This window comes from Kitasatospora putterlickiae (genome assembly GCF_039527695.1).
Taxonomy (GTDB): Bacteria; Actinomycetota; Actinomycetes; order Streptomycetales; family Streptomycetaceae; genus Kitasatospora; species Kitasatospora putterlickiae.
Map to the genome: position 1 here is coordinate 1 of NZ_BAAAKJ010000310.1, position 2,290 is coordinate 2,290.

2 protein-coding genes are annotated in these 2,290 nt (G+C 74.4%); both read right to left on the bottom strand.

Going from position 1 to position 2,290, the window contains the following annotated elements:
* Positions 1-33 precede the first annotated feature (33 nt).
* Complete coding sequence (locus tag ABD308_RS29625) at positions 34-228, bottom strand: hypothetical protein (protein ID WP_344341561.1); 195 nt, start codon at positions 226-228, stop codon at positions 34-36.
* A gap of 529 nt (positions 229-757) precedes the next feature.
* The gene (locus tag ABD308_RS29630) at positions 758-1,987 is read right to left on the bottom strand and encodes a PP2C family protein-serine/threonine phosphatase (RefSeq protein ID WP_425554879.1); all 1,230 of its coding nucleotides are present in this window, start codon (positions 1,985-1,987) and stop codon (positions 758-760) included.
* Positions 1,988-2,290 lie beyond the last annotated feature (303 nt).

Here is a 2,290-nt window from a genome sequence, read left to right on the forward strand (position 1 = left end):
GGCGGCGAGCGCGGCGGCCCGGCGGTCCGGGGGTCAGCTGGCGATGCTGGAGATGGACTTGGCGATCTGGGCCAGGAAGTCCTGGATCGGCTTGGCGGCCGTGCTCTGGTTGAGCATGAAGCCGAACAGGGCGGCCAGGATGAAGTGCCCGGTCTTCAGCTGCTTCTGGCGGATGAAGATGAAGCAGATGATGCCGAACAGGACCAGCGCGGAGACGGAGAGTGCCACCCGGACTCACTTCCTCGTTTCATAGCGGGGCGCCACCGGCGGACGACCCCTGCGAAGCCGGACCCCGGCCTGTCCGACGGTCCCGAGGCGGAACGGCAGTTCGTCCGGCACGTCGAGGCCGGAGGGAAGGCCGCCCGGTACGGCCGCACGATGTCCGTCGTGCCGCATGTGACGCCCCCCATCCCCCGAATCCTGAACAGTCCCGCCCGGACTCAGTGTGGTCGACCGTGCCGACTGCGTAAAGGTCTGACAGTCGGTCGAACGCCGATATCCTGCGATGCGAGACGAGTTTCCGCCGACCGGGACGATAGTCGAGACATCCTGACGAATCGTCGGCGGGGTGCCGCTGAGCGGCCGGGAAACATTCGGCGGGCCGGACCGGAACCGGCAGGTCCGCTCCGCTTCCCCGGTGCCGGAATTGGCTGAAGATCAGCTCCGGGGCTTGACAGCGACTGCCGTTGGCACGTGCCACCGCGAAACGGCCGACGAGGAGCCCCCGGTGGGCCCCGGCGGGCCCGCCGCGCACCGCTCAGTCGCGCCAGAGCAGCAGCACCGCGCGGTCGTCGTTGATGTCCCGGGCGACCGTCTCGATCAGCCGGGACGCCGCGCCGCCGCCGGTGCCCGGGCCGCCGCCCGGCACCAGCCGGTCCGCCTCGCCCATCAGCCGGTCCATGCCCTCCGAGAGGTCCCGGCCGGGCGCCTCGACCATGCCGTCGGTGCACAGCAGCAGCACGTCGCCGCGGTTCAGCCGCCCCCGCACGCCCTCGAACTTGGCGCCGTCGTAGATGCCCAGCGCCGGGCCCTCCAGCGCCTCCTTGACCTCCCAGCGGCCGGCGCCCGCCAGCCGCTGCATGCCCGGCAGGTGCCCGGCCGAGAGCAGCTCGTACTCGCCGGTGTCCAGGTCGAGCACCAGGTGCACGGCGGTCGCGAAGCCCTCCTCCCAGGACTGCCGCAGCAGGTAGCCGTTGGCGGCGGGCAGGAAGTCGTGCGCGGGCAGCGAGCCGAGCAGCCCGCCGAACGCGCCGGAGAGCAGCAGCGCCCGCGATCCGGCGTCCATGCCCTTGCCGGAGACGTCCGCGAGGACCACCTCCAGCACCCGCCGGCCGGGGCCGGTGCGGTCGGCGACCACGAAGTCGCCCGAGAAGGACTGCCCGCCGGCCGGGCGCAGCGCCATGTCGGCGTGCCAGCCGTCCGGCAGCCGGGGCACCCGGCTCTGCACCCGCAGCCGCTCGCGCAGGTCGAAGAGCATCGTCGAGCCGCCCCACCAGGGCACGCCGACCCGGCTGCGGAACTGGGCCAGCAGCAGACCGCCGACGCCGGCCGCGCCGACCACCAGGGCGGCGCCGGGGGTGACCCCGTAGGTGTAGGACTCGGGGTGGTCGCTGGCCACCCGCTGGCCGGTGTGGATGACCGACTCGGCGGACAGGCCGAGCGCGGCCAGCGCGTACAGCACCACCAGCGAGCCGGGGCGCAGCAGCAGGGCCGCCGCCAGGATCGGCAGGACCAGGGCGGTGGGCGGGGCCCAGGCGGGCCACCAGATGTTGAGCAGGATCAGCAGCGGCACCAGCAGGGCGAGCGCGCAGAGCACCGGCCAGTCGGCGGCGCCGCCGCGGAACCAGTCCACCCCGGCGGTGCGCAGCCTTCGGCGGACCCGGCGGAGCCTCTTGCGCAACCGGGCCGTCACGGGGTCGGACGCCGGGGCGGCGCCGGGCCTCGTCGCAGTCGTCTGGGGCGGTGTGCCCGGCGCTCTGCCAGCCATGGGGACCGACCATATCCAGCGCTCGCGGTCGGCGTCGACGGCACGGGCGGGGACGGCGGTGTGGTGGCGCGGGCGCGTCAGCGGGTTTCGGCCGATTGCGGCGGGTGGCGGCCGGAGTGTCAGGAGGCGTACGGGCACAGGGCGTACGAACCGCCCGGGCGGCGCGCGCCCCGTCGCGCGGGCCCTCGGGCGCGGCGTGCGCCGGGGTGCGCGCTGTGGCCGATCACACAGCGATCACACAGCCGCCGTCCAGCCGCCGTCCAGCCGGATCCGCACCCCGGCGCGAGGGCCCGGGAACGAGGC